This is a genomic window from Pseudomonas sp. URMO17WK12:I7 (assembly GCF_003269045.1).
Lineage (GTDB): Bacteria > Pseudomonadota > Gammaproteobacteria > Pseudomonadales > Pseudomonadaceae > Aquipseudomonas > Aquipseudomonas putida_J.
In genome coordinates this window covers 395,928-418,958 of the sequence record NZ_QLTL01000002.1, presented here as the reverse complement: position 1 = coordinate 418,958, position 23,031 = coordinate 395,928, and the positions used below count along the sequence as shown (strand labels likewise).

The following is a 23,031-nucleotide window of genomic DNA, read 5'->3' as shown; positions in this document are numbered from 1 at the left end:
AGCATAGCGCAGCGTTCGTCGCTTTTCTGCTGGTCAAGCGACCGTGCGCTCGCTAGAATTGCGCACTTTTTGATCAGAGGCGCCAAAAGCGTCCGTCAAGATCGCCCCCGGCTGCGCCAGGGCGAACTGCATTCAATACCGAGGTTAGTCATGTCCACCACTCCCGCCACCCCCAAGGTTGGTTTCGTCAGCCTGGGTTGCCCCAAGGCCCTGGTCGATTCCGAGCGCATCCTGACCCAGCTGCGCATGGAAGGCTATGAAGTCGTGCCCACCTACGAGGATGCCGATGTAGTGGTGGTCAACACCTGCGGCTTCATCGACAGCGCCAAGGCCGAGTCGCTGGAAGTGATCGGTGAAGCGATCAAGGAAAACGGCAAGGTCATCGTCACCGGCTGCATGGGTGTCGAAGAAGGCAGCATCCGTGACGTGCACCCGAGCGTGCTGTCGGTGACCGGCCCGCAGCAGTACGAGCAGGTGGTCAATGCCGTGCACGAAGTGGTGCCGCCACGCCAGGACCACAACCCGCTGATCGACCTGGTGCCGCCACAGGGTGTCAAGCTGACCCCGCGCCACTACGCCTACCTGAAGATCTCCGAAGGCTGTAACCACAGCTGCAGCTTCTGCATCATCCCGTCGATGCGCGGCAAGCTGGTCAGCCGCCCGGTCGGTGAAGTGCTGAGCGAAGCCGAGCGCCTGGTCAAGGCCGGCGTCAAGGAAATCCTGGTGATCTCCCAGGACACCAGCGCCTACGGCGTCGACGTCAAATACAAGACCGACTTCTGGAATGGCCGCCCGGTCAAGACCCGCATGCTCGAACTGTGCGAAGCGCTGAGCAGCCTGGGTGCCTGGGTGCGCCTGCACTACGTCTACCCGTACCCGAACGTCGACGACGTGATCCCGCTGATGGCCGCCGGCAAGATCCTGCCGTACCTGGACATCCCGTTCCAGCACGCAAGCCCCAAGGTACTCAAGTCGATGAAGCGCCCAGCCTTCGAAGACCGTACCCTGGCACGCATCAAGAACTGGCGCGAGCAGTGCCCTGAGCTGGTGATCCGCTCGACCTTCATCGTCGGCTTCCCTGGCGAGACCGAGGAAGACTTCCAGTACCTGCTGGACTGGCTCACCGAAGCCCAGCTCGACCGCGTCGGCTGTTTCCAGTACTCGCCGGTCGAAGGTGCCCCGGCCAATGACCTGGGCCTGGAAGACGTACCGGATGACGTCAAGCAGGACCGTTGGGACCGCTTCATGGCGCACCAGCAAGCCATCAGCGCCGCCCGCCTGCAACTGCGCATCGGCAAGGAAATCGACGTGCTGATCGACGAAGTCGAGGAGCAGGGCTCGGTTGGCCGCAGCTTCTTCGATGCCCCGGAAATCGACGGCAGCGTGTTCATCGACGGTAACCATGGCTTCAAGCCGGGCGACAAAGTGCGTTGCCGTGTGGTGGATGCCGATGAGTACGACATGTGGGCTGAACCCGTTTAACGCGGCCCGCACATGAAAAGCCCCTGCCGGGTATTCCCAATGTGGAAATACCCGGCAGGGGCTTTTTTATCAGAAGGTATGAAAAACCATCAGTCCACCTTCTGCATCAGGGCTGGCGTCGGAAAAGCCCTTGACCGCATACAGTTGAACTTTCCATTCCCGGTTGAGCTTATGGGTCAGGAACAGAGTCAGTTCCTGGATCTGTGACCCCGTCGAGACGACTTTCTGCCGCCAGTCGTACGAGGCGCCCGCCGAGGTACCCTGCGCCACAGGAATGGCAAAGCCCAGGCTGACAAATATCGGATCTCTGAAGTCGCTGTCAGGCGGGTCGCCGAACTTCTTCCAGCCCAGGGTTGCGAAGCCGGTCAGCGGGCCGAACGCCTTGGCGATATCAACCTGGCCGGTATAGTCGTACTCACCCGTGCCCAGGCACTGCTTTTCATCAGCAGTGGGAAATTTGACCTTGCCGATGAGGTCCAGCATCAGGCCACCGTCACTGCCATCGAGCAATGCATAACCTGCGCTGGCAACCGTGTCGCCCAACCCGCTCTCCACTGCATGGCAGCCACCAGGCAAGGGGTCGCCATTCGGGCCTACTTCAGGGTTGGTGATGCGCAGCCAGGGCACGGTGACTTTGTAAGTCATGGGGCCGGTTTCATATTTGCCGACCACGGGGACGTACCAGATTTCCGAAGTGGTACCCGTGCCATAGTCGCCACTCGAATAGTCCATGCCAATGGAGGCGCTGAAGGCATCGGCCAGAACCGGCACACTGGTACAGGACAACAAACAGGCGAAAAGAGGGAGCGTAGGTCGCATCTGCACCTCAGTATTGCATCGGGAAGTGTGATCTGACTTACCCAGCCTAGTTACCTAATGCCCGGAACGCTCTGGATGCTCGACTTTTTCGACCTTCTCTACCGTTTCGGGTCTTTCCACCTTTTCGACTTTTTCCACTTTCTCGACTTTTTCAGGCTTTTCGACTTTCTCGACCTTTTCCACCTTCTCGACCTTCTCGGGTCTTTCTATTTTCTCGACTTTTTCCACCTTCTCGACCTTCTCGGGTCTTTCGACTTTCTCGACTTTTTCCACCTTCTCGACTTTCTCGGGTCTTTCTACCTTCTCGACCTTCTCGACCTTCTCGGGCTTTTCTACTTTTTCGACCTTTTCCACCTTCTCGACTTTTTCGAGCTCTACGTTTTCTACTGCCTCGACCTTCTCCACCCGACCAGAGCTGCCGCTGTTACTGGTCTCGCGCTCCTCCACGCTATCGATATGCCCCGACCTTCCAGATCTGTCTTCACTTCCAACGCTGTCATGGCCACTGGAACCGCTATCCGAACGCCGTCCACGCTGCTCATCACTGCCTTCGTTGCGGGTGCTGGAGAGACCACGTTCACCCTGGCCACTGTTGCTCGAGCTTCCCGAGCCGCTTGTACCGTGTTCGCTGCCGCGCCCCGAATGCCCTCTGCCCGAATTGTCGGGGCGATCGTCATGGAACTCGATGCTAGATGCCCTTAGCTCATGCGCAGCACTGAACACCCCGCTTACCCGCACGCGTTGGTCGAGCGCAACTGCCGCAGGCTGTCTGCCGACGATCACGGTATCCTGCCCCAGCGTCACATTGATGCCCGCCACCACCAGCTGATGCGCCTGGGTACGCTGCACCAGCCCCTCGATCACAGCTGTCTGCACGCGGCCAGCAAACGGCAGGCTCGGGTCTGGGCGGGTTTGCGCCACTTCCAGCTGGCGCCCGGTCCATTGACCACGCACCAGCACTTCCCGCGCCGGTGCCACGCGGGTCCCGAGCTTGAGACCCTGGAGGCTACCGGGGTGGTCGATCGCACCAATGGCACTGGCCTCTCTGAGCCCAGGTGCCCGCTCGATACGGCTTGCCACCACTTCTCCAGCAGCGTCGCGCAGGCCGCTGACCCTGACCGGTTCGCCCGGGCGCAGCCCTTCAGCCACCCGCGCCCCAGCGGCAAGCCGCACAGGTTGGCCCATGACCCGCAGTGGCTGCGATGCATTAGGCAGTGCAGTCAGTGGCCCTTCGTAAACGTTGAGGATCGCAATGCGCCCCGCTTGCAGTCCGCGCTGTGTGCCATAGGCCTCCACCGCGACAACCTGCCCTATCGCCAGATGAGCGCTGCTGGCAGGAGCACCATTCTGACTCACGGGTACATCCTTGCCGTAGTGCACCTCCTGGCCATTGACGCAGATCGACGCGAACCCGGTGATGGTGCCGACGATTCCCGTGCCACCGGTACCGCCCGGACGCTGGATCGGCGCGCCACTACCGCCCACACCGCCATGGCCGCGATCGATGAAGCTAGCGTCGACGCCCTCCGCGACCGCACCGGTACCGCCAGTGCCGCCGGGGCGCTGCTGGCTCGGCGCACCTGTGCCGCCCACGCCACCGTTCTCGCTGCGCACGCCAGTGCCGCCAACACCGCCGGTCCTGGCACCGGTACCACCCACTCCCCCGGGGAACTGCATGCCCGCTGCACCGGCCATCCCCACTTCATCACGGCTGACACAAACCGGTGCTGCAGCCACCCAGGCAGGCGCCACCAAGCTCAGCCCGAAAGCCAGAACGAGTGCGACGATACTGAGGCAGCGCGCGAGGGGTCTCATGGTGCCGGCGTCTTCGACGAATCGGGATCGGTGGCTTCAGTGTAGAAATAAAGCCCGACCGTGATTCGCTGGCGTTGCTCGCGGCTTGGCACGTCGGTGTTTTCCAGTTCTGCAGCCAGCCTGCTGAAGGCCAGCAGGGTCTGCATCCCGTCCTTGGTCACCGCTTCGCGCAGCGTGTCGACACTGGCCGAGGTCAAGGCATCGTAGTGCACGCTGCGCTCGAAGAATGGCAAGCCTTCGCCGCTGAGGTTATGCACCGCAGCGCAGGCGTGGTCATGCAGGTTATGGCCGAAGTACGCGGCTTTTTCTTCGAAGCCCTTCTGCGGCACGAATGCCTGGGCCTCGAGGTGGACGCAATCCTGATCATCAAGCCGGACGATGCCCAGGCGCAGCCACTCATCCAGTACTACTCGCCCGCGGATGTCGGTACTGACATTCGCCACCAGGGCATCGAACGAGCAATCGCCGCCAACACTGGCCAGCCGAGGCAGCGCCAACGCCTCCCCAGCGTCGGAGCAGAACGGTGGGGTGCTGGTCCATACATTCACCAATTGCGCACCCAAGGTGATGTTTTCCGGCAGTGCGGCGATCGACGTGTCAACTTCGCTTCGCAGCCGCCGCACATCCTTGCGGTGCACGCCAGTCAGCAGGCTGATGCGGCTGTCTGTCGGCACCTTGTCGCCCAGGCGAAATTCACGATGGGCCACATCGACGAACACTTCCTTGAGCAGGTCGGTAAACATCGTGTAGGTCACCCCCTTGCGCAGCATCAGACGCACCAGAGGGCGCATGACCCTGCGCAGGGCGCTCAACATGGACGGGGGTAAAGTGGGCGATTGCATGAAGCGCATTCCCTGACAGTTGAACCCAGTGTACGGCGCGGGAAAAGATCCCACACAAACTGTAACTACTTCCCACCAGAATGAGAAAAAACTGTCGGCACTCACCGCAAATGCGTGATGAAGGGCAAATGTGCTGCCTGATACCCGCTCATACAAAACCCGTCCCCTGGGTCTTGTATGGGCTGTTCACTGCCAGTCAGCTCCTGCTGTTGTCATCGCCGGCTTCGCCGGCGGCATGAGCACCGCGGTCATCACCCGGTTCGCCACCCACATGGTTGCCGCGATCGTCGCCAGGTTCACCACCAACGTGATTGCCATGATCGTCGCCAGGTTCACCACCAACATGATTGCCATGATCGTCACCGGGCTCACCGCCAACATGGTTGCCATGATCATCACCGGCTTCAGCGTGGTTGCTGCTGCGTCCGGCGTTTGAACTGCCGTCATGGCCTTGGCCTGCTTCACCGTGGCCGCTGCCGCTGTTGCCTGCGTGGCCGCCGCCGCTGCCACCACCGCTTCCGCCGCCACTACCGCCACCACCGCCGTGACCACCGCCACCTCCGCCACTACCACCGCCGCCGCCGTGACCACCGCCACCTCCGCCACTACCACCGCCGCCGCCGTGACCACCGCCACCTCCGCCACTGCCACCGCCGCCGCCGTGGCCACCGCCGCCGCCACCACCACCACCGCCGTGACCGCCACCGCCACCGCCACCGCCACCATCCTTGGCATAAGCGCTAGAGCCATGAGAAATCGAGTCAGGAACGAATACGATGGCCGTCGACAGCACGCCTGCAACGGCAGCCGCCAGTAGAGCCCTTTTGAACAGCATGTGAATTTGCATTTTCCGTCTCCAGGTCTTCGCCATGAGAACGCCAAATCAAACCGGGAATCTGTTGTAAGTTTTACTTTCTTATTTCGTGGGATTTTTTCCCACGCCTAATTAATAGACCTCTGCGAACCATGCTTCAAGCGGCGCACGCGAAAGCCGACCAGTGGCTGGCCTGCTATGTTTTTCCTATCGTTCTGGAGAGATGCCGGCATGCATTCAGCCCTGACGCTGCAAACCCCGCGCTACAGCGATTACGGCGAACTGGTACAGCTCTGGGAGGACTCGGTGCGCGCAACCCATCACTTCCTTCCCGATGCCTACATCCTGCTGTTGCGCGAGCAGGTGCTACGCCGGTACCTCGACGCAGTGATGCTGATCTGCTGCCGTGATCGCCAACGCATCTGCGGCTTCGCGGGTGTTGCCAACGGCTACGTGCACATGCTGTTCGTCGCACCGGACTACCGTGGCAAGGGGGTTGGCAGGCGCTTGTTGCGATATGCGATCGAAGAACTGAATGCCGAATGCCTGGACGTCAACGAGCAGAACCCGCAAGCCCTGGGTTTCTATTTACATGAAGGTTTCGAAGTGGTCGGACGCTCGGAAACGGATGGCTTGGGGCAGCCGTATCCCCTGCTGCACATGAGGCTGATTCCTACAGCGTCCTAGGGCCGCGTCCGAATATGCCGTGCTCTGCGCCCAAAATGGCGCATCTGACACAGATTCCCCTCATCAACCGCCTGCAGGCAGGTACAATGTGAGTCTTTCCCTGCCTTGCGAATTGCCCCATGTCCGAACCCGTCCGCCTGTCCAAACGCCTCATCGAGCAGCTTGGTTGCTCCCGCCGCGAGGCCGAGCTGTACATCGAAGGGGGCTGGGTCACGGTCGATGGCGTGGTGGTCGAGCAACCCCAGTTCAAGGTCGACCACCAGCGCGTCGAACTGCTGCCGGGTGCCCGTGCCGAGGCATTGGACCCCGTCACCCTGCTGATGCATCAAGCGGCCGGTGTCGACAGCGAGACCGCGCGCATCAGCATGAACATGGGCAGCCTCAGCGAGGCCCACCGTGAAGGCGTCCGGCCGTTGCACGGGCATTTTGCCCGGCAGTCCTGCCTGGCTCCGCTGGAGCGGGGTGCCAACGGCCTGCAGGTGTTCACCCAGGACTGGCGGGTCACCCGCAAGATCGACGCCGACCTGCGCCGCATGGAACAGGAATACATCATCGAAGTACGCGGCGAGACCACGCCCCAGGCCTTGGAGCGCCTGGCGCGCGGCGCCACACGCAATGACCGGGAGCTGCCAAAGGCCAAGGCCAGCTGGCAGAACGAGACCCACCTGCGTCTGGTCGTGAAAAACCCGCAACCCGGGCAGATCTCCGAGCTGTGTGCCTACCTGCGCCTGGAGGTGCTGGGCATGCGCCGGATTCGCCTGGGTGGTGTATCGATGGGCAAACTGCCCGTGGGGCAGTGGCGTTACCTGGCAGCCACCGAACGTTTCTAAGCAATGCGCCACGCCCTGGCGTGGCTACTGAACAGGATTTTGCAGCAATGAACCACAACGATGTCCTGCGCAGCCTGCGCTACATGCTCAAGGTGAACGACGCCAAGATGGCCGAAATCATCGCGCTGTCCGGCCTCGAAGTTAACCCGATCGTGCTCGCCACCTACTTGAAGAAGGAAGATGAAGCCGGCTTCGTGCGCTGCCCGGAGCGGGTCATGGCGCACTTCCTTGACGGCCTGGTGATCCACCGCCGTGGCAAGGACGATAGCCGCCCAGCGCAGCCGGTCGAACTGCCAGTGACCAACAACACCATCCTGAAAAAGCTGCGCGTGGCCTTCGAACTCAAGGAAGAAGACCTGCACACCATCCTCAAGGCGGTCAATTTCCCGGTGTCCAAGCCTGAACTGAGCGCGCTGTTCCGCAAGGTCGGGCATGACAACTATCGCCCATGCGGCGACCAGTTGCTGCGCAACTTCCTCAAGGGCCTGACCCTGCGCGTGCGCGGCTGAGTGGCCATGCAGCATACGGTTGCACCGGTCGGCATCGTCCGCTCCTGCTTCAAGGAGAAGTTCGCCATCCCGCGCCAGCCCCAGCTGGCGCCAGCCGCCCGCGGCGTGCTGGAGCTGCTGCCGCCGTTCGATCAAGGCGATGCGGTGGCTGGGCTGGAGCAGGTCAGCCATGTCTGGTTGCTGTTCCTGTTCCACCAGGCCCTGGAAGACAAGCCACGCCTGAAAGTGCGCCCGCCGCGCCTGGGCGGCAACAAGAGCATGGGCGTATTCGCCACCCGCGCCACTCACCGCCCCAACGGCATCGGCCAATCGGTGGTGCGCCTGGAGGCCGTGGAGCCAGGGCGTCTGCTGCTGTCCGGGATCGACCTGCTCGACGGTACGCCGGTACTGGATATCAAACCGTATGTCCCCTACGCCGACAGTGTTGCAGGGGCGAGCAACCGGATGGCCAGCGATGCGCCGGCCGCGATTGACGTTGGCTGGAGCGACAGTGCCCTGCCCCAGGCCCACGAGCATGGGCTGCGGCTTGGCGAGCCGTTGGTGGAGCTGATCGAGCAATGCCTGGCACAGGATCCGCGCCCGGCCTATCAGGTGCCACCGCCGGAACGGGTGTATGGGGTGAAGTTCTGGGACGTGCAGGTGCGCTGGCATTACCCGCAACTGGATCAGATCCAGGTGCTGGAAGTCGTTCGGGAAGGTTGATATCACCGCCTTGCAGGCATAAAAAAACGCAGACCCAGGTCTGCGTTTTTTCGTTGCGTTCGTCTTACTTCTCGACGAAGGCACGCTCGATCAGGTAATCACCCGGCTCACGCATACGTGGGGACACCTTCAGGCCGAAGCTGTCGAGCACTTCGCTGGTCTCGTCGAGCATGCTCGGGCTGCCGCAGATCATCGCGCGGTCGTCTTCTGGGTTGATCGGTGGCAGGCCGATATCGCTGAACAGCTTGCCACTGCGCATCAGGTCGGTCAGGCGGCCCTGGTTTTCGAACGGCTCGCGGGTCACGGTCGGGTAGTAGATCAGCTTGTCACGGACCGACTCGCCGAAGAACTCGTTCTGCGGCAGGTGCTCGGTGATGAACTCGCGGTAGGCCACTTCGTTCACGTAACGCACACCGTGAACCAGGATCACTTTTTCAAAGCGTTCGTAGGTTTCCGGGTCCTGGATGACGCTCATGAAAGGCGCCAGGCCAGTGCCAGTGCTCAGCAGGTACAGGTGCTTGCCCGGTTTCAGGTCGTCGAGGACCAGGGTACCGGTTGGCTTCTTGCTGATGATGATCTCGTCGCCTTCCTTCAGGTGCTGCAGCTGCGAGGTCAGCGGGCCGTCAGGGACCTTGATGCTGAAGAACTCCAGGTGCTCTTCCCAGTTCGGCGAAGCGATGGAATAGGCGCGCATGAGCGGACGGCCGTTCTCCTGTTGCAGGCCGATCATCACGAACTGACCGTTCTCGAAGCGCAGGCCCGGGTCGCGGGTGCACTTGAAGCTGAACAGGGTGTCGTTCCAGTGGTGCACACTGAGGACACGTTCGTGGTTCATGTTGCTCATCTAAAGGGCTCCTGAAGAAAAACGCAGCGCGCAAGACGCGCAGTTGCGCGATAGTTTAGGGGCAGCCACAATATCTGTTAACTGAATTATCAAGATATGTGTTATCGGTTATATAGATATGCGATTTACACTTCGTCAGCTTCAGGTATTCGTCGCCGTGGCCCAGCACCAGAGCGTGTCGCGAGCTGCCAGCGTGCTTGCGCTTTCACAATCGGCGGCGAGTACTTCCATTACCGAACTTGAGCGGCAATCGAGCTGCCAGCTGTTTGACCGTGCCGGCAAGCGCCTGGCCCTCAATGCCCTGGGCCATCAGTTGCTGCCCCAGGCCGTCGCCCTGCTTGACCAGGCCAAGGCAATCGAAGACCTGCTCAACGGTAAGTCCGGCTTCGGCTCGCTGGCGGTAGGTGCCACGCTGACCATCGGCAACTACCTGGCCACCCTGTTGATCGGCAGCTTCATGCAGGTACACCCGGAGAGCCAGGTGAAACTGCATGTGCAGAACACAGCGCATATCGTGCACCAGGTCGCGCAATACGAAATTGATCTAGGTCTGATCGAAGGTGACTGCAACCACCCGGATCTGGAGGTGCAGCCGTGGGTCGAGGATGAGCTGGTGGTGTTCTGCGCACCGCAACACCCACTGGCCAAGGCCGGGCGCGCCGATGTCGAGGCCCTTTCGCAGGAGGCGTGGATCCTGCGCGAGCAGGGTTCTGGCACGCGCCTGACCTTCGACCAGGCCATGCGCCATCACCGCACCAGCTTGAACATCCGCCTGGAGCTGGAGCACACCGAGGCGATAAAGCGTGCCGTGGAATCTGGCCTGGGTATCGGCTGCATTTCCCGGCTGGCACTGCGCGATGCCTTCCGCCGCGGCAGCCTGGTACCCGTGGAGACGCCGGCGCTGGACCTGATGCGCCAGTTCTACTTCATCTGGCACAAGCAGAAGTACCAGACTTCAGCGATGCGTGAATTCCTGGAGTTGTGCCGCAACTTCACTGCGGGCTTTACCCGCAGTGATGAAATCGTCTTGCCAGCGATCGCTTAAAGCAGGATCACGCCCCACACCAGCGCGACCATGCTCAGCGCCACCAGCTGCGCGGCGCTGCCCATGTCCTTGGCGTTCTTCGACAACGGGTGGCGCTCCAGCGAGATGCGATCGATGGCTGCCTCCACTGCCGAGTTGAACAACTCGACGATCAGGCCGAGCAGGCACACGGAGATCATGATTGCCCGCTCCGCGCGGCTGACCGGCAGCCAGAAGGCAATCGGGATCAGCAGCACGTTGAGCAGCACCAGCTGGCGGAAGGCGGCCTCACCCTTGAAGGCGGCGCGCAGGCCGTCCAACGAGTAGCCGGCGGCGTTGAAGATGCGTTTCAGGCCGGTCTGGCCTTTGAATGGCGATGTCATGTGAGTCACTTCACAACAGAAAGGCCAGCAGACTAGTGCGGCGCGGGTCAAAAAAGCGTGAATCCAGACGCTGTCAGTTGCTGGCAACCGATTCAAGTTGTTGCAGCAACAGCGCAGCCTGGGTGCGGGTGCGCACACCGAGCTTGCGGAAGATAGCCGTTACGTGGGCCTTGATGGTCGCTTCCGACACACTCAGCTCATAGGCGATCTGCTTGTTCAGCAAGCCTTCGCAGACCATGGTCAGCACGCGGAACTGCTGCGGGGTAAGGCTGGCCAAGCCTTCGCTGGCGGCCTTCGCTTCGGCCGAGACATCGACCTTTTCGAAGGCCTGCGGTGGCCACCAGACGTCGCCATCGAGCACTTTTCTCACGGCATCCTGAATGACTTCAAGGCCGCTGGACTTCGGAATGAAGCCGCTGGCACCGAACTCGCGGGACTTGACCACCACGGCGGCCTCTTCCTGCGCCGAGACCATCACCACCGGAATCTGCGGGTACTGGCCGCGCAGCAGGACCAGCCCGGAGAAGCCATAGGCACCTGGCATGTTCAGGTCCAGCAGGACCAGGTCCCAGTCGGCTTTTTCGCTCAGGCGGGTTTCCAGTTCGGCGATACTCGCCACTTCAACCAGGCGCACATCCGTGCCCAGGCCGAGGGTAACGGCCTGGCGCAGAGCGCTGCGAAACAGCGGGTGGTCATCGGCTATCAGGATTTCGTATGTGGCCATCGATCTATGGATCCTGTTCTATGCCAGGCGCATGCGGGAGAGTGAGGCGCCTGGCGGGGAATCGGCGCCAAGGATGCCGAGCACGGCTGCAGGTGGTCAAACCATCTACCCTGCCGTCTCGCCCACCCTGGCTGCCAGCCCCGTCATTATGAACCAAAGTGGGACTTATGCCCCTTGGACTATAGGAAGGTATGCAAACGCTGGTGGGTGTCATCCTGATCATCCAGCGGAAGACGACGCTTGCCGCTGAGGTAATGCAGGCTGAACACGTCCAGGTAGGCATCCAGTGCCTGGGAAGCCAGATTGTCACCCGCCAGGTCCAGGCACATGGCCGCCACTTCGGCAGTGCAGAAATGGTCGTCGCGCTTGGACCGGCGCAGGCGATATCGCGACATCTGCTCGGCTTGCAGGCTCAGCACCGGGAAACGATCAAGATACGGGCTCTTGCGGAACATCTTGCGGGCTTCGGTCCAGGTGGCATCGAGCAGGATGAACAACGGGCGTCTGCCGGGTTCCCGCGCAACCTCGCTGACTACCCGCTCCTGAGCAACGAATTCGCCGGGGAAGACGATAAAGGGCTGCCACTGAGGGTCGTCGAGCAGCGCCAGCAGCCGCTCGTCCACTGAGGTGCGCAACCAGCCGAAGGCGTACGTGTCTTCGATCAGGTCGGCGATCAGCCAGCCGGTGTTGGTAGGTTTCAATGGCTCGGTGTCATGCATGATCAGGCACACCCCGGAGTCGGCCTGCACCTTGGGCTTCCACGCACACAGGCAGTGGGTGGCGATCACCCGGCAATCGGGGCAACGCTCGGCGCGCGAACCACGGGCAATGAAAGGCTTGATGCTGCGCGCCAGGCGCTCGGCACGCAGGCGTGCTACCGCATGGCTCATGCTGGCAAGCCTGTGGAAGGGTTGTGACTGGACACTGCAGGGACTCGGCAGAAGCAAAGCGCCAGTCTATCAGAGCAGGCGCCATTTGGCCGTGCAGCGGAGCCAATCGGTCCCTTATAATCGACATCTTTGGCCGCCGTGAACTTGCCCGCGATGCAGCGGGTTTCATGGAACGCCCGCCGCCGGCGCATGTCAAAGCGCCAGTCATCGAACCAGGAGAGATTCATGCTGCGTTTTATCGTCCCGGCCCTGAGCCTGTTGCTCACCCTGCCACTCGCAGCCCAGGCTGCCTCCAAGCAGGAGTTCGAGCTCAACAAACTGCTTCAGAAGGTCGCCACGGAAAGCAGTGCCGGCACCCCACGCGCCATCAACGAAGACATTCTCGATCAGGGCTATACCGTTGAAGGCAAGGCGCTGGTCAACCACCTCAGCGTACGTGCCGAGCATGCGGCACGCATGCAGCAAAACCCGGCGCAAGTCCGCAGCCAGTTGGGCGACAGCGTGTGCCGCAACAGTGGTTTCCGTAACCTGATGTCCAAAGGCGCGGTGATGGTCTATCGCTTCAGTGTTTACAAGACCAACCAGCCGGTGATGGACCAGGCCTTTGATGCTGCCAGCTGCACCGCCGGCAACAAGAAGAAGTAACTAGATTACCTGCTCCCCTTCAGCGCGCCGCGGCTCTTCGTCGGCGCGCATCTCCGCCAGCAACGCCTGCACATAGCGTGACTGGCACTCAAGTGCTGCCAGCCTTCGGCGGCACTCTGCTTCCAGGCTCACATGGTGATCCTGGGCTGCATTTTCCAGCTGCTGATAGAGCTGCCGGTCTACCTCGATGACCAAGCGATGCATACCGCCACCTCCTGCATCGACACGTTTCGCTTCTCCAGTTAACCAAACCCTCGCCGAGGCTGTTCGCAGCCCGACGAGTGGCCACGGTGATCGCGCCTGCACGATCAGGCGCTACGGTCTAGATTGATAGCGAGGACCCGCAAATCGACAAGATCCTGCACCACGGCCTTGAAGGCCTACTGCAATGCTCGAGATGCACACTCGAGTCACGGCAGCCAGCGACACACGTAGTGTCGCGGCCGAGCCACATCATCGGCCCGGTCAGAGGTTTTGCTGCAGAAGGAGACGTTGAATGCCTTATCAATCGAATGAACACCTGTTCAATCACTTCCGGGATCACAACATCGACCTGAGCAACATCGACCAGCAACTGCAACTGGTCGCACCGAACAGCCCCAACCTGCCGCTTTACCGCGACATGATGCTCACGGTCTTGCGCATGGCCCATGACGACAGCGACCGCTGGAACGCCAAGATCACCTTGCAGGCCCTGCGCGAACTGGACCACTCGTTCCGCATGCTGAAGCGTTACCGGGGGCGACGCAAAGTCACCGTGTTCGGCTCGGCACGCACCCCTGTGGAACACCCGATGTACGCCCTGGCTCGCGAGCTGGGGGCAACACTCGCCCGCTCCGAGCTGATGGTCATTACCGGGGCCGGCGGTGGCATCATGGCGGCGGCCCACGAAGGCGCCGGCAGTGATCATAGCTTGGGCTTCAACATCACCCTGCCTTTCGAGCAGCATGCCAATGCCACGGTGGATGGTACCGACAAGCTGCTGCCCTTCCACTTCTTCTTCATTCGCAAGCTGTTCTTCGTCAAGGAAGCAGACGCCTTGGTGCTCTGCCCTGGCGGCTTCGGCACCCTGGATGAAGCGCTAGAAGTGTTAACACTGATCCAGACCGGCAAAAGCCCGCTGGTGCCGGTGGTATTGCTGGACTCACCGGGTGGCACCTTCTGGCGCGATTGCCTGGCGTTCATCAGCCACCAGCTCGAGGAAAACCGCTACATCCTGCCCAGCGACCTGAAACTGCTGCGCCTGGTGCACAGCGCCGATGAGGCCGTTGAGGAAATCAACCAGTTCTACAGCAACTATCACTCCAGTCGCTGGCTGAAGAACCAGTTCGTGATCCGCATGCACCATCGGCTCAGCGAGGCCGCACTGCATGACATCCAGGAGGGGTTTGCCGACCTGCGCCTGAGTGGCCGTTATCACCAACACGCCGATAGCGGCGCCGAACACGAGGTGGGCAACTTCAGCCATCTGACGCGGCTGACCTTTGCCTTCAATGGTCGTGACCAGGGGCGACTGCGGGAGTTGGTCGACTTCATCAACCTGCCGGAAAACTGGGCCAAGCCAGAGCCGATGCATACCACCCAGCGGGCGCGGGAGGCACTGAAGGTCAGTTGATCGCTGCATGGTGCGGTCGTTGTAGGAGCGGCCTTGTCGCGAAAAGGGATGCGTAGCGCCCCCAGCAGTTTCAGTGTTAGCGCTGAAATACTGGGGGCGCTACGCACCCCTTTCCGACCGGTCCGGCGCCCCGGCAAGGCCGCCCCTACAGGGCAATGCAGGGTTAGTAATCGTCCAGATCCCTGCCACTGAGCAGGCGGCCGATCATGTCCATGGGGAAACCACGGTAGGCAAGGAAGCGGGTCTGCTGGGCGCGACTTCGTGGATCTTGGGGGCGTTGCCCCGCGAATTTGCGCTGCCAGGTATCCCGCAATAGCGTCGTCCAGTCCACTTCGCTTTCACGCAGAGCCTGTTCGATATCGCTACGGTTCAGCCCGCGCTGACCAAGCTCCTCGCGAATGCGCGCCGGACCATAGCCGGCACCGGAACGGTATCGGATGAAGCTCTCGAGATAGCGGGCTTCGCTGAGCAGCCCTTCTTCTGTGAGCCGATCGAGCGCAGGCTCGATCAGTTCATCCGGGGCACCGCGCTGACGCAACTTGCGCGTCAGTTCGACGCGACCATGCTCGCGGCGCGCGAGCAGGTCCATGGCTGTCCGCCTGACGGCGACGGGGGTGTCGAGTACGACGGACATACCAGCAGCTATCAATAACCGGCGTCGGCGTCGGCTACGTCGTCTGCGTTGGCGTCAGCAGCAGCGGCCTTGCCGGCCTCGGCTACAGCACCGGCCTTGAGCAGCTTCTCACGAATCTGCTTCTCGATCTCGGCGCCAATAGCAGGGTTCTCCTGCAGGTACTTGGCCGCGTTAGCCTTGCCCTGGCCGATCTTGTTGCCTTGGTAGGCATACCACGCACCGGATTTCTCCACCAGGCCTTGGGAAACACCCAGGTCGATGATTTCGCCGTTGCGGTAGATACCCTTGCCGTAGAGGATCTGGAACTCGGCCTGACGGAACGGAGGCGAGACCTTGTTCTTGACGATCTTGACGCGGGTTTCGCTGCCGACCACCTCGTCGCCTTCCTTGACCGCGCCGGTACGGCGGATGTCCAGGCGCACCGAGGCGTAGAACTTCAGGGCGTTACCACCGGTGGTGGTTTCCGGGCTACCGAACATAACGCCAATTTTCATACGAATCTGGTTGATGAAGATAACCAGGCAGTTGGCGTTCTTGATGTTACCGGTGATTTTGCGCAGCGCCTGGGACATCAGACGGGCCTGCAGGCCGACGTGCATGTCGCCCATTTCGCCTTCGATCTCGGCCTTCGGTACCAGTGCAGCCACGGAGTCGACGATGATCACGTCAACGGCGTTGGAGCGCACCAGCATGTCGGTGATTTCCAGGGCCTGTTCGCCGGTGTCCGGCTGCGAAACCAGCAGGTCGTCGACGTTGACGCCCAGCTTGCCGGCGTATTCAGGGTCGAGGGCGTGTTCGGCGTCGACGAAGGCGCAAGTCGCGCCGTTCTTCTGGGCTTCGGCGATGACCGACAGGGTCAGCGTGGTTTTACCCGAGGACTCCGGGCCGTAGATTTCGACGATGCGGCCTTTTGGCAGACCACCGATGCCGAGCGCGATGTCCAGGCCCAGGGAGCCGGTGGAAATGGCCGGGATACCCTGACGTTCGTGGTCGCCCATGCGCATGACCGCGCCTTTGCCGAATTGGCGTTCGATTTGACCCAGGGCCGCAGCCAAGGCGCGCTTCTTGTTGTCGTCCATTGAAATCCTCACGTGTTCGACTTGGCCCTGAACGGCCGGAATACCTGTATAAGTAGCCAGTATTATTCCACAGGCAGACGCGCGAGCAAACCCCTGTCGTCGATTTACTCGGCACCAAGCTGTAACAAGCCGTCTAACGCGGCGATCACCGTCTGTCGGCGCACGGCTTCGCGGTCACCGTCGAAGTGCCGGCGCTCGCTGCTCACGTGGCTGCCATCGGCCCAGGCGAGCCACACCGTCCCCACCGGTTTGGCCGGCGAACCGCCGTCCGGTCCGGCCACACCACTGACCGCCACGGCAAAGCGTGCGCCGCTGGCGGCCTGGGCACCACGGACCATGGCCTCGACCACTTCCTGGCTGACAGCGCCAACCTCGGCGAACAGCGCCTCAGGCACGTTCAACTGGCGGGTTTTCTGGGTGTTGGAATAGGTTACGTAGCCGGCCTCGAACCAGGCCGAACTGCCAGGCACACGGGTGATGGCCTCGGCGATGCCACCGCCGGTGCAGGATTCGGCGGTGGTTACCTGGGCGTTGAAGCGGCGCAGGTGTTCGCCGAGGCGGGTGGAGAGGACGGTGATCGGGTCCATGAGGGGTCCTTGAGGCCTTGGGAGGATGGGACACCCTAGCATCTGGAAAGGGCGATGGGGATGGTCTTGATGGTCCAACGCTTGATTGATCGACGTGCTCTGGGGGCATGCCATAAGGTTTTCAGCGACTGTGAGATCGAGCGCGGCGCTCGATCTCACAGTCGCTGAAAAATTCAAGCCAAGCACCTATCACAAGCGCTAAAAACCTCATGCCCTGCATTAATACCCCCTACTCACCTCCCGCACATACGCCTGACAAGCCCGCAACGCAATCAACCCCCGGTCGCCTTCATCGGTGATGGCGACAATTCGTCGAGCATGCGCTGGCTCAAGTTCGGCGCGTACGGTTGCATGATCCACGCTGCCGGCGCTGGCGGTGGCAGGCACTGCGTTACAGATGGTGTCGCGTTGGACCAGGACTGACAGGCGCAGATCGGCAGTAGCGAGGCGATCACGCAGGCGAGCCTGAGCGTGTTGCGCATCGGCAAGCTCCTTGAAATGACGGGTTTCACTTTCCTTCAGGCGTTGCTCGAGCGCCTGGCGCTGCTCCTGCTCGATGAGCAATCGGGCAGCCTCGGCATCTGCCTGGGCTTGCGCCTGCAGTGCCAGTTGCCGGCCGCAGCGCCAACCCTGTACCTGCCAGGCCAGCGCTGCGGACACCATCAACAGCATTGCGCCTAGGCCAAGTTGCAATCGGCTCAACACAACACCTCGCGCGCCCGTGCCCAGAGCTTGAGACGGTCCTCCAACCCATTGAGCCCACCATTGATATGGCGCGTGATGCGGTTGAACTCACCTCGGTCCGCCAGGGCATTAAGCCCACGCGAGTGCCAGAACCACGCCGCCGACTCGCAGGCCCAGCGCGGCTGTTCGAGCAGTTGTGGTTGCGCCAGCAGGCGTTCATCGCCGAACAGCGCGCGGCTGCATGCCTGGTAGTTGTTGCGCCCGGTAACTTGGATCAGGCCGCGCCCGCAGTACAGCTGGCCATCGCCATCAGCCTGCGGCGTATTGCCCAGGCGCAAGGCCAGGCTGCCCGTGTCATAGCGCGCAAGGTAGCGGTCACTGCCCAGCTCCTTGAGGTAGCGGAACTGGCCGGACTCGTGGCCGACCTGGGCGATGAACGCCGCCACACGCTTGGGGTTGTCGATTTCCCAGCGTGGCAGGGTGACGTTCAGTGCAGAAAGGAAAACGCCCGCAACGGGGCGGGCGTTCGGCAGGATCTGCAGCAATTGTGTTTCAGTGAGCATGTCTGACACTCCTTCCCTGTCTCGTTCCTCAAGCCTTGATCGCGGGCTGGCGGCGGGGCGCTGCGCCCTTGGCCTGTACCTTGCCCGCCTTGCCGCCGTTGCCCTGCACCGTGGTGCGCCAGCCCGAGCTGGTGAACACCTGCTCCACAGAATCGATCTGGTATTGCCCGTCGAGGCCATCGACGAAGCCCTGCAGGTCGATGCTGCGTTCGGCGAACAGGTCGGTACGCCCCGGCAGGTCCAGGCGTACTTGGGCGGTGTCGCGGTTGAAGCTGGCCAGGCGTGCCCTGGCCGCCTGTTCGGCAGCCGCGCGGTTGGGATAAAGGTGGCGGTCGGTGTGCACCGGCCGCTGGCCGTCAACGGCCTCCTCGTTGACCAGCTCGATGGTTTGCGACTCACCACTGGCAATGTCCCAATGACGAGTGCGCACGGCTCGGCGCGCAGCTTTATCGTCCAGGCGAAAATGCCACTGGCTGACCTCGTTGCGGGCGATGCCGACCACGCCCAAGGGTTTGCCGCTGGCGCTTTGCCCTGACTGGCGCGGCAGCACCAGTAGCTGCCCATCGGCGAGCTTGGCGGTACAGTCGTACTGGCGGGCCAGGCGCGTGATGAAATTGAAATCCGACTCGTTGCACTGATCGACCCGTGGCACCTGAATGAACACCGGGCAGACCACTTGCCAACCATTACGCGCGCCGATCTCGGCGACGATGCGCTGCAAAGGCACGGCCTCCCAGCTGCCACTGCGGATGCTCCTGCCGCTGCCACGCAGGTCACTGGCCTTGCCGCGAATCACCAGGGTATCGGGCGGGCCAGACAGTTCGACCTCATCGACGGTGTAACGCCCCAGCCGGGTCAGCGGCTGGCCGGCGTAACCCAGATGCACCTCGATCAGTGCGCCGCGCGCCGGCAACGCCACAGCGCCATCGCGCGCGTCGATGCGCAGCTCGAAGTCATCCGATTCCATGCCCGGTTTGTCGGTGGTACGCAGCAGCAACAGGCGGTCGTTGATCAGCGCAGTAATGTCCTTGCCATCGGCGTGGATGCGAAATACCGGTTGCATGGCATCAGTCCCACAGCTGCACGACGTTGGCCGCAGCCGGCGCCAGCGTCGGCAAGCGGATCGTCACGCCACTTCGAAACGGCTGGGCCTCATCGGCAAGCCCCTGGTTGGCTTGCAACACCGCCTCGACGCTACCGTCGAGATGCCCGTAATAGTGGTGGCAGAGGGTATCGAGCACGTCCCCCTCAGACGTTTTGCAGGTCTTGTCCATAGCTGACGAACTCCAGTGAGAATCCTTGTTTGCGGGGAATACCGCCGGCCAGCAAGGCGCCCTGCTCTTCCTCGACGCTGGTCAGGCACCAGGTGCCGAGCACTTCGCCATAACCGGTGGTCAACGACAGCGGCAGCAGTTGCCGGCCGATACCGCGCAGCGCCTGCAGCTGGCCCAGCCCACCCTTGAAACCCGGGAAGATCGCGCCACGGATGCTGATGCTTTCTTCGCCCAGGCTCACTGCCTGTTGGGCGTTCTCGCGGCTCAAGCGCTCTTGCCCTGCCCAACGAAATCGGGTTTGCCGGCGCAGCTGGTCGAAAGCGGCGGTGTCCAGGTTGAAGTAGTACGGTGCAGCGTTGGCCTTGAGTGGCTGCAGCACCAGCAGGTGCGGGAACGGCGTGATCGCTTCTGCCGCCGGGGTAACATCCGGCGCGAAACCGAAGGTCGAAAGCACACCACTGGCCACCGAATGTGCATCGCCGATCACTCGCCGAATGGCCGCTCCGGCCTTGCCCAGGTGTTCGGCGAAGGCATCGACGCGGTCGCGTACCTTGCGCACCACGTCGAGGGTCTGGTCATACTTGGCAATGACCTTGTCGACACGCTGCTTGGCCGAGTCGATGGCGCGCATCGTGCGTTGCAGGCGCTTGCCGATTTCCGGGCCGATCCAGGGCAGTGCTTCGAGCTCGGCGGCCGCCTCCCTGGCATGGCCGACCGCCTGGTTCATCGGGTCGAGCATGGCGTCGGCACGCCGACGCCCCTCCTCGCCCGCCTTGACCAGTGCATGCAAGCCGCCTTGCAACTGTTCCAGGTACGTCATGGGTCCTCCTCATGGTTGTGGTTGATCGGCCATCTGCACCGAACGCGCCTGGCGCATCAGATCGTCGAGCACGCGGCGGGCGATGGCTTCAAGTTGTTGCAGGGTGGTCGGGTCGTCGAAGCTGTTGTTGAAGGTCACCGGCATGTTGGCGGTGAAGGTGAACTGCTGGTTGGTGGGCGCTGGTGGTGTCGCAACGGTGGGCGACAATTGCGCAGTAGCGGCCTCCGAGACGTGAACACCGCTGCCCGCCGGGGCTTGTGCCCCCGGGGCCTGCCCAACAACCGACGAGGTGATGCCCAAATGACTCGGAGCAGGTACAGCAGGCGTACTGGTGGAAGCGCCTTCATTACTAAGCCCCGCGCCCAAGGCTTTGCCCAACCAGTTGCCGAGACTTTCTCCCCCCATGCTGCCTATCACGCCACCAATCAGCCCCCCCACCGCAGTACCGATGACCGGCACGACAGAACCGATCGCAGCACCGGCAGCGGCACCCGCCAGGGAGCCTCCCAGCCCCCCTACCGCGCTGCCGTAACCTTCCATCTTTTGTGCCGGTGTCGCGTTGCTGCTGTAGGTGTCAGCCAGTTGCAGGGAGGCATCCAGGAGCGCACCGACGGGTACTCGCCTCACCAACCCCTTGACCACGCCGAAGCCGCTACTGCCACCCTGCCCGGGCGAAGGCGAGAGAGGAGCAAGCCCAAAGCCCCGCACTGCTCGCTGAGTCCTTGCAGAAGAGGCAGCAAGGCTGGCCTGCTCTAGGGATGGGGCGCCGGAATAGGGAGCAGATGGCTGCGGTTGTCGCGTTTCGCGCTCCTCCTCTAGGCCCTCGTCAACTTCCTCTTCCTCCTCTTCTTCTTCTAGCTCCTCCTCTTCGTCCTCATTCGCTTGCCTTTCGTTGGATTGCGGCGCTTTGTCGCGACTCACTGAGCCCTTGGCATTGCCATCGGTGATGCTCGCCGCTGCAGTTGTCGAGCTTTTTGCTCTCGGCCCTGGCTTGTCTTCGTACATGGCCAGGTCATACAGACCGCCGCCAAGCACTCCGCCGACCCATTCGCCAATAAAGCCGCCCGCCATGCTGGCGTATTCCTGCACACGCGAGTTCTTGGAAAGCGTTGCCCCCAATGCGGCACCCAACAGGCTGCCACCCAACTCTCCGGCAGCGGCCCCAACACCCTTGGCCTTGTCTTCAGGTGAATCGCCTTCCAACCAAGCCTTGGCACCAGAGACTGCCGCGTTGACAACCCCTGTCTCCCTGCGAATGCTGACTGCCTTGCGCGCTCGTTGCCGTCTCTCTGGGGGTAGGTGACGGTCAACTTCATAGGCAGTACGAGCGCCGACAATCAAGCCTCCACCCAATACCGACGTGAGGACCATGGCACTTTCGGCCGCGCTTCTACGCGTTCGGGATGAAGCCTCAGGTGCAGCATCCGGGGTCTTGGAACCAGAGCCCGATGACTGCCCACGCTTTGCTCCGTCAACGGTCAACGTCTTGAACTTCGCCAACCCTGCGATCACCTGATCCAGCATCAGGTAGTGCTGGCGCAAACGCTCGACCGCCTCAGCCTCGCTCCACAACCGGCTGATCTGGCCTTCGTGTTGCTGCTCCTGGTCCAGCGCCAGCTGGCGTTCGACCTGGCGTACCTTGCCGAGCTCCAACCCCAGGCGGATCACCTCGCCGATGAGCCTGCCAAGCCGGGTGCCATCCGCCTGCCTGCGCAGGCGTTCGACATCCTGGCGCAGCTGCTCGATGGCATGGCCCAAGGGGTTGGTGACGGTGACGCCGAGCCCGAGGGTGAACACCTGTGTGTTCGCCATAGGTTCCTCCTTGTCACGGCGCGAGCCACCAGACCATGTCGCCGTACGACATGGTCATGATTTCGCTCGCGGAAAAGTTCAGCTCCTTGGCCAGCCGCTTTGCTGCGGCCTTCTGCCGGGCCGGGTCAAAGTTCGTCGTCCTGCACCAGGCGAAAATAGCCGCTTTGCAGGCGGCCATAGTCCTTCAGGGCAAGGCCTTCGAGGTCCTTGATGCCAACCTCGGCCAGCGACGCGAACAGGTTAAGTTCGCGCTGCTCGTCATCAGCCGCACCACCGGCCTGGGCATTGCGGATATCGCGCACGGTCGGCGCCCGCAGCGACAAGCTGTCGACCTGCACGCCATTGGCTTCGCTGGGGCGCGACAGGCGCACGGTGACGCGGTCGGCACTGAGGGTCAGCCATTGCGGCTGCTTTTTCGCTTGAGCCATGGTCGCCCCCTTACAAGCCGAGCGCAGCGCGCTGGGCGGCCAACTGGTCGACGCCATCGATCACCCGCTTCATGCCCAGTGCGTCGATCTCGTAGATCAGGCGGCCATCGACTTCGAGCTTGTAGTAGGTCAGGCCGACGCTGTGCTTGATCTCGGCCTTGTCGCCGGACTTCCAGTCGCCCATGTCGATTTCTTTCAGGGTGCCACGCAGGGTCACCACCACCGGGTTGATCTTGCCCTTGAGGCCCTTGAAGGCGCCGCGGAAGGTGCCATTGAAGCCGCTGCCATCGGCCAGGCCGAAGAATTTCAGCGCTTCACGGCGCACGCCAGTGGTGGTGAAGGCCGCTTCCTGCTTTTCCATGCCCAGGTCCATCTCGACCGGCATGTCCATGCCGCCGGGGCGGTGTTCTTCCATCTTCAGGGTGAGTTTGGGCAGGGTCAGGCTGGGTACATCGCCCTGGAAGCTGACGCCATCGACGAACAGGTTCAGGTTGGCCAGGGTTTCGGGAATCATTGCCATGTAGA

28 protein-coding genes are annotated in these 23,031 nt (G+C 62.2%); 8 read left to right on the top strand and 20 right to left on the bottom strand.

Annotated elements, in window-relative coordinates; genetic code table 11:
- The first annotated feature begins 150 nt into the window (after window positions 1-150).
- On the top strand, window positions 151-1,482 hold the full coding sequence (rimO, locus tag H040_RS04165; protein ID WP_027919973.1) for a 30S ribosomal protein S12 methylthiotransferase RimO: 1,332 nt from the start codon (window positions 151-153) through the stop codon (window positions 1,480-1,482).
- 69 nt (window positions 1,483-1,551) lie between these two features.
- On the opposite strand, the gene H040_RS04160 is transcribed toward rimO, so the two are convergent.
- The 4 genes from H040_RS04160 to H040_RS27935 form a co-directional block, all read right to left on the bottom strand.
- Window positions 1,552-2,301, bottom strand: coding sequence for a hypothetical protein (locus tag H040_RS04160; protein ID WP_033696466.1), 750 nt, complete (start codon window positions 2,299-2,301; stop codon window positions 1,552-1,554).
- A gap of 54 nt (window positions 2,302-2,355) precedes the next feature.
- Window positions 2,356-4,116 (bottom strand): DUF5666 domain-containing protein, encoded by a 1,761-nt coding sequence (locus tag H040_RS04155; RefSeq protein WP_027919975.1) that lies wholly within the window; start codon window positions 4,114-4,116, stop codon window positions 2,356-2,358.
- Window positions 4,113-4,958 carry a DUF6502 family protein gene (locus H040_RS04150; protein WP_027919976.1) on the bottom strand — a complete coding sequence of 282 codons (846 nt, stop codon included), beginning with the start codon at window positions 4,956-4,958 and terminating at the stop codon, window positions 4,113-4,115. Before H040_RS04150 ends, H040_RS04155 begins: the two co-directional genes overlap by 4 nt.
- 196 nt (window positions 4,959-5,154) lie before the next feature.
- The gene (locus H040_RS27935; RefSeq protein ID WP_033696523.1) at window positions 5,155-5,793 is read right to left on the bottom strand and encodes a hypothetical protein; all 639 of its coding nucleotides are present in this window, start codon (window positions 5,791-5,793) and stop codon (window positions 5,155-5,157) included.
- Window positions 5,794-6,003: 210 nt separating this feature from the next.
- On the opposite strand from H040_RS27935, the gene H040_RS04140 reads away from it, so the two are divergent.
- The 4 genes from H040_RS04140 (at window position 6,004) to tsaA (ending at window position 8,500) form a co-directional block, all read left to right on the top strand.
- Window positions 6,004-6,459, top strand: coding sequence for a GNAT family N-acetyltransferase (locus tag H040_RS04140; RefSeq protein WP_027919978.1), 456 nt, complete (start codon window positions 6,004-6,006; stop codon window positions 6,457-6,459).
- 119 nt (window positions 6,460-6,578) lie between these two features.
- Window positions 6,579-7,289: an rRNA pseudouridine synthase gene (locus H040_RS04135; protein ID WP_027919979.1), complete on the top strand. Its 711-nt coding sequence runs from the start codon at window positions 6,579-6,581 to the stop codon at window positions 7,287-7,289.
- A gap of 47 nt (window positions 7,290-7,336) precedes the next feature.
- A complete protein-coding gene (locus H040_RS04130) occupies window positions 7,337-7,798 on the top strand; it encodes a DUF1456 family protein (protein ID WP_027919980.1) in 462 nt (153 codons plus the stop codon).
- Between the two features lie 6 nt (window positions 7,799-7,804).
- Window positions 7,805-8,500, top strand: coding sequence for a tRNA (N6-threonylcarbamoyladenosine(37)-N6)-methyltransferase TrmO (gene tsaA, locus H040_RS04125; protein WP_027919981.1), 696 nt, complete (start codon window positions 7,805-7,807; stop codon window positions 8,498-8,500).
- A gap of 64 nt (window positions 8,501-8,564) precedes the next feature.
- Here tsaA and fpr read toward each other — a convergent pair whose 3' ends face one another.
- Window positions 8,565-9,344: a ferredoxin-NADP reductase gene (gene fpr, locus H040_RS04120; protein WP_027919982.1), complete on the bottom strand. Its 780-nt coding sequence runs from the start codon at window positions 9,342-9,344 to the stop codon at window positions 8,565-8,567.
- Between the two features lie 118 nt (window positions 9,345-9,462).
- Here fpr and finR point away from each other — a divergent pair, with 118 nt between their 5' ends.
- A complete protein-coding gene (gene finR / locus H040_RS04115) occupies window positions 9,463-10,389 on the top strand; it encodes a LysR family transcriptional regulator FinR (protein WP_027919983.1) in 927 nt (308 codons plus the stop codon).
- Here the strand turns inward: finR and H040_RS04110 are convergent.
- The 3 genes from H040_RS04110 to H040_RS04100 all read right to left on the bottom strand — a co-directional run bounded on the left by H040_RS04110 (window position 10,386) and on the right by H040_RS04100 (window position 12,365).
- Entirely contained in the window at window positions 10,386-10,751 is a 366-nt protein-coding gene (locus tag H040_RS04110) for a diacylglycerol kinase (RefSeq protein WP_027919984.1), read from the bottom strand. The genes finR and H040_RS04110 overlap by 4 nt on opposite strands.
- A 73-nt stretch (window positions 10,752-10,824) precedes the next feature.
- The gene (erdR, locus tag H040_RS04105) at window positions 10,825-11,475 is read right to left on the bottom strand and encodes a response regulator transcription factor ErdR (RefSeq protein WP_027919985.1); all 651 of its coding nucleotides are present in this window, start codon (window positions 11,473-11,475) and stop codon (window positions 10,825-10,827) included.
- A gap of 179 nt (window positions 11,476-11,654) precedes the next feature.
- The gene (locus H040_RS04100; RefSeq protein WP_027919986.1) at window positions 11,655-12,365 is read right to left on the bottom strand and encodes a tRNA-uridine aminocarboxypropyltransferase; all 711 of its coding nucleotides are present in this window, start codon (window positions 12,363-12,365) and stop codon (window positions 11,655-11,657) included.
- 225 nt (window positions 12,366-12,590) lie between these two features.
- Here H040_RS04100 and H040_RS04095 point away from each other — a divergent pair, with 225 nt between their 5' ends.
- Window positions 12,591-13,010, top strand: coding sequence for a quorum-sensing-regulated virulence factor family protein (locus tag H040_RS04095; protein WP_027919987.1), 420 nt, complete (start codon window positions 12,591-12,593; stop codon window positions 13,008-13,010).
- Here the strand turns inward: H040_RS04095 and H040_RS04090 are convergent, their stop codons facing one another.
- Window positions 13,011-13,214 carry a hypothetical protein gene (locus tag H040_RS04090; protein ID WP_027919988.1) on the bottom strand — a complete coding sequence of 68 codons (204 nt, stop codon included), beginning with the start codon at window positions 13,212-13,214 and terminating at the stop codon, window positions 13,011-13,013.
- A 292-nt stretch (window positions 13,215-13,506) separates the two neighbouring features.
- On the opposite strand from H040_RS04090, the gene H040_RS04085 reads away from it, so the two are divergent.
- Complete coding sequence (locus H040_RS04085) at window positions 13,507-14,625, top strand: LOG family protein (protein ID WP_027919989.1); 1,119 nt, start codon at window positions 13,507-13,509, stop codon at window positions 14,623-14,625.
- A 163-nt stretch (window positions 14,626-14,788) separates the two neighbouring features.
- Here the strand turns inward: H040_RS04085 and recX are convergent, their stop codons facing one another.
- From recX to H040_RS04030, 11 genes are all read right to left on the bottom strand, one after another.
- The gene (gene recX / locus H040_RS04080; RefSeq protein WP_027919990.1) at window positions 14,789-15,259 is read right to left on the bottom strand and encodes a recombination regulator RecX; all 471 of its coding nucleotides are present in this window, start codon (window positions 15,257-15,259) and stop codon (window positions 14,789-14,791) included.
- Window positions 15,260-15,270: 11 nt separating this feature from the next.
- Window positions 15,271-16,338 carry a recombinase RecA gene (gene recA / locus H040_RS04075; RefSeq protein ID WP_027919991.1) on the bottom strand — a complete coding sequence of 356 codons (1,068 nt, stop codon included), beginning with the start codon at window positions 16,336-16,338 and terminating at the stop codon, window positions 15,271-15,273.
- 104 nt (window positions 16,339-16,442) lie between these two features.
- Window positions 16,443-16,925, bottom strand: a complete 483-nt coding sequence (locus tag H040_RS04070) for a CinA family protein (protein ID WP_027919992.1) — start codon at window positions 16,923-16,925, stop codon at window positions 16,443-16,445.
- Between the two features lie 219 nt (window positions 16,926-17,144).
- A complete protein-coding gene (locus H040_RS04065) occupies window positions 17,145-17,597 on the bottom strand; it encodes a lysis system i-spanin subunit Rz (protein WP_033696467.1) in 453 nt (150 codons plus the stop codon).
- 26 nt (window positions 17,598-17,623) lie between these two features.
- Complete coding sequence (locus tag H040_RS04060) at window positions 17,624-18,172, bottom strand: glycoside hydrolase family 19 protein (protein WP_027919994.1); 549 nt, start codon at window positions 18,170-18,172, stop codon at window positions 17,624-17,626.
- A gap of 28 nt (window positions 18,173-18,200) precedes the next feature.
- A complete protein-coding gene (locus tag H040_RS04055; protein WP_027919995.1) occupies window positions 18,201-19,235 on the bottom strand; it encodes a phage late control D family protein in 1,035 nt (344 codons plus the stop codon).
- Between the two features lie 4 nt (window positions 19,236-19,239).
- The gene (locus H040_RS04050; RefSeq protein ID WP_027919996.1) at window positions 19,240-19,446 is read right to left on the bottom strand and encodes a tail protein X; all 207 of its coding nucleotides are present in this window, start codon (window positions 19,444-19,446) and stop codon (window positions 19,240-19,242) included.
- Window positions 19,421-20,266 carry a phage tail protein gene (locus H040_RS04045; protein ID WP_027919997.1) on the bottom strand — a complete coding sequence of 282 codons (846 nt, stop codon included), beginning with the start codon at window positions 20,264-20,266 and terminating at the stop codon, window positions 19,421-19,423. The genes H040_RS04050 and H040_RS04045 overlap by 26 nt, the downstream gene beginning before the upstream one ends.
- A 9-nt stretch (window positions 20,267-20,275) precedes the next feature.
- Complete coding sequence (locus H040_RS04040; protein WP_027919998.1) at window positions 20,276-22,078, bottom strand: hypothetical protein; 1,803 nt, start codon at window positions 22,076-22,078, stop codon at window positions 20,276-20,278.
- 125 nt (window positions 22,079-22,203) lie between these two features.
- The gene (locus H040_RS04035) at window positions 22,204-22,506 is read right to left on the bottom strand and encodes a phage tail assembly protein (protein ID WP_027919999.1); all 303 of its coding nucleotides are present in this window, start codon (window positions 22,504-22,506) and stop codon (window positions 22,204-22,206) included.
- Between the two features lie 10 nt (window positions 22,507-22,516).
- Entirely contained in the window at window positions 22,517-23,026 is a 510-nt protein-coding gene (locus H040_RS04030) for a phage major tail tube protein (protein WP_027920000.1), read from the bottom strand.
- Between the last annotated feature and the right edge of the window lie 5 nt (window positions 23,027-23,031).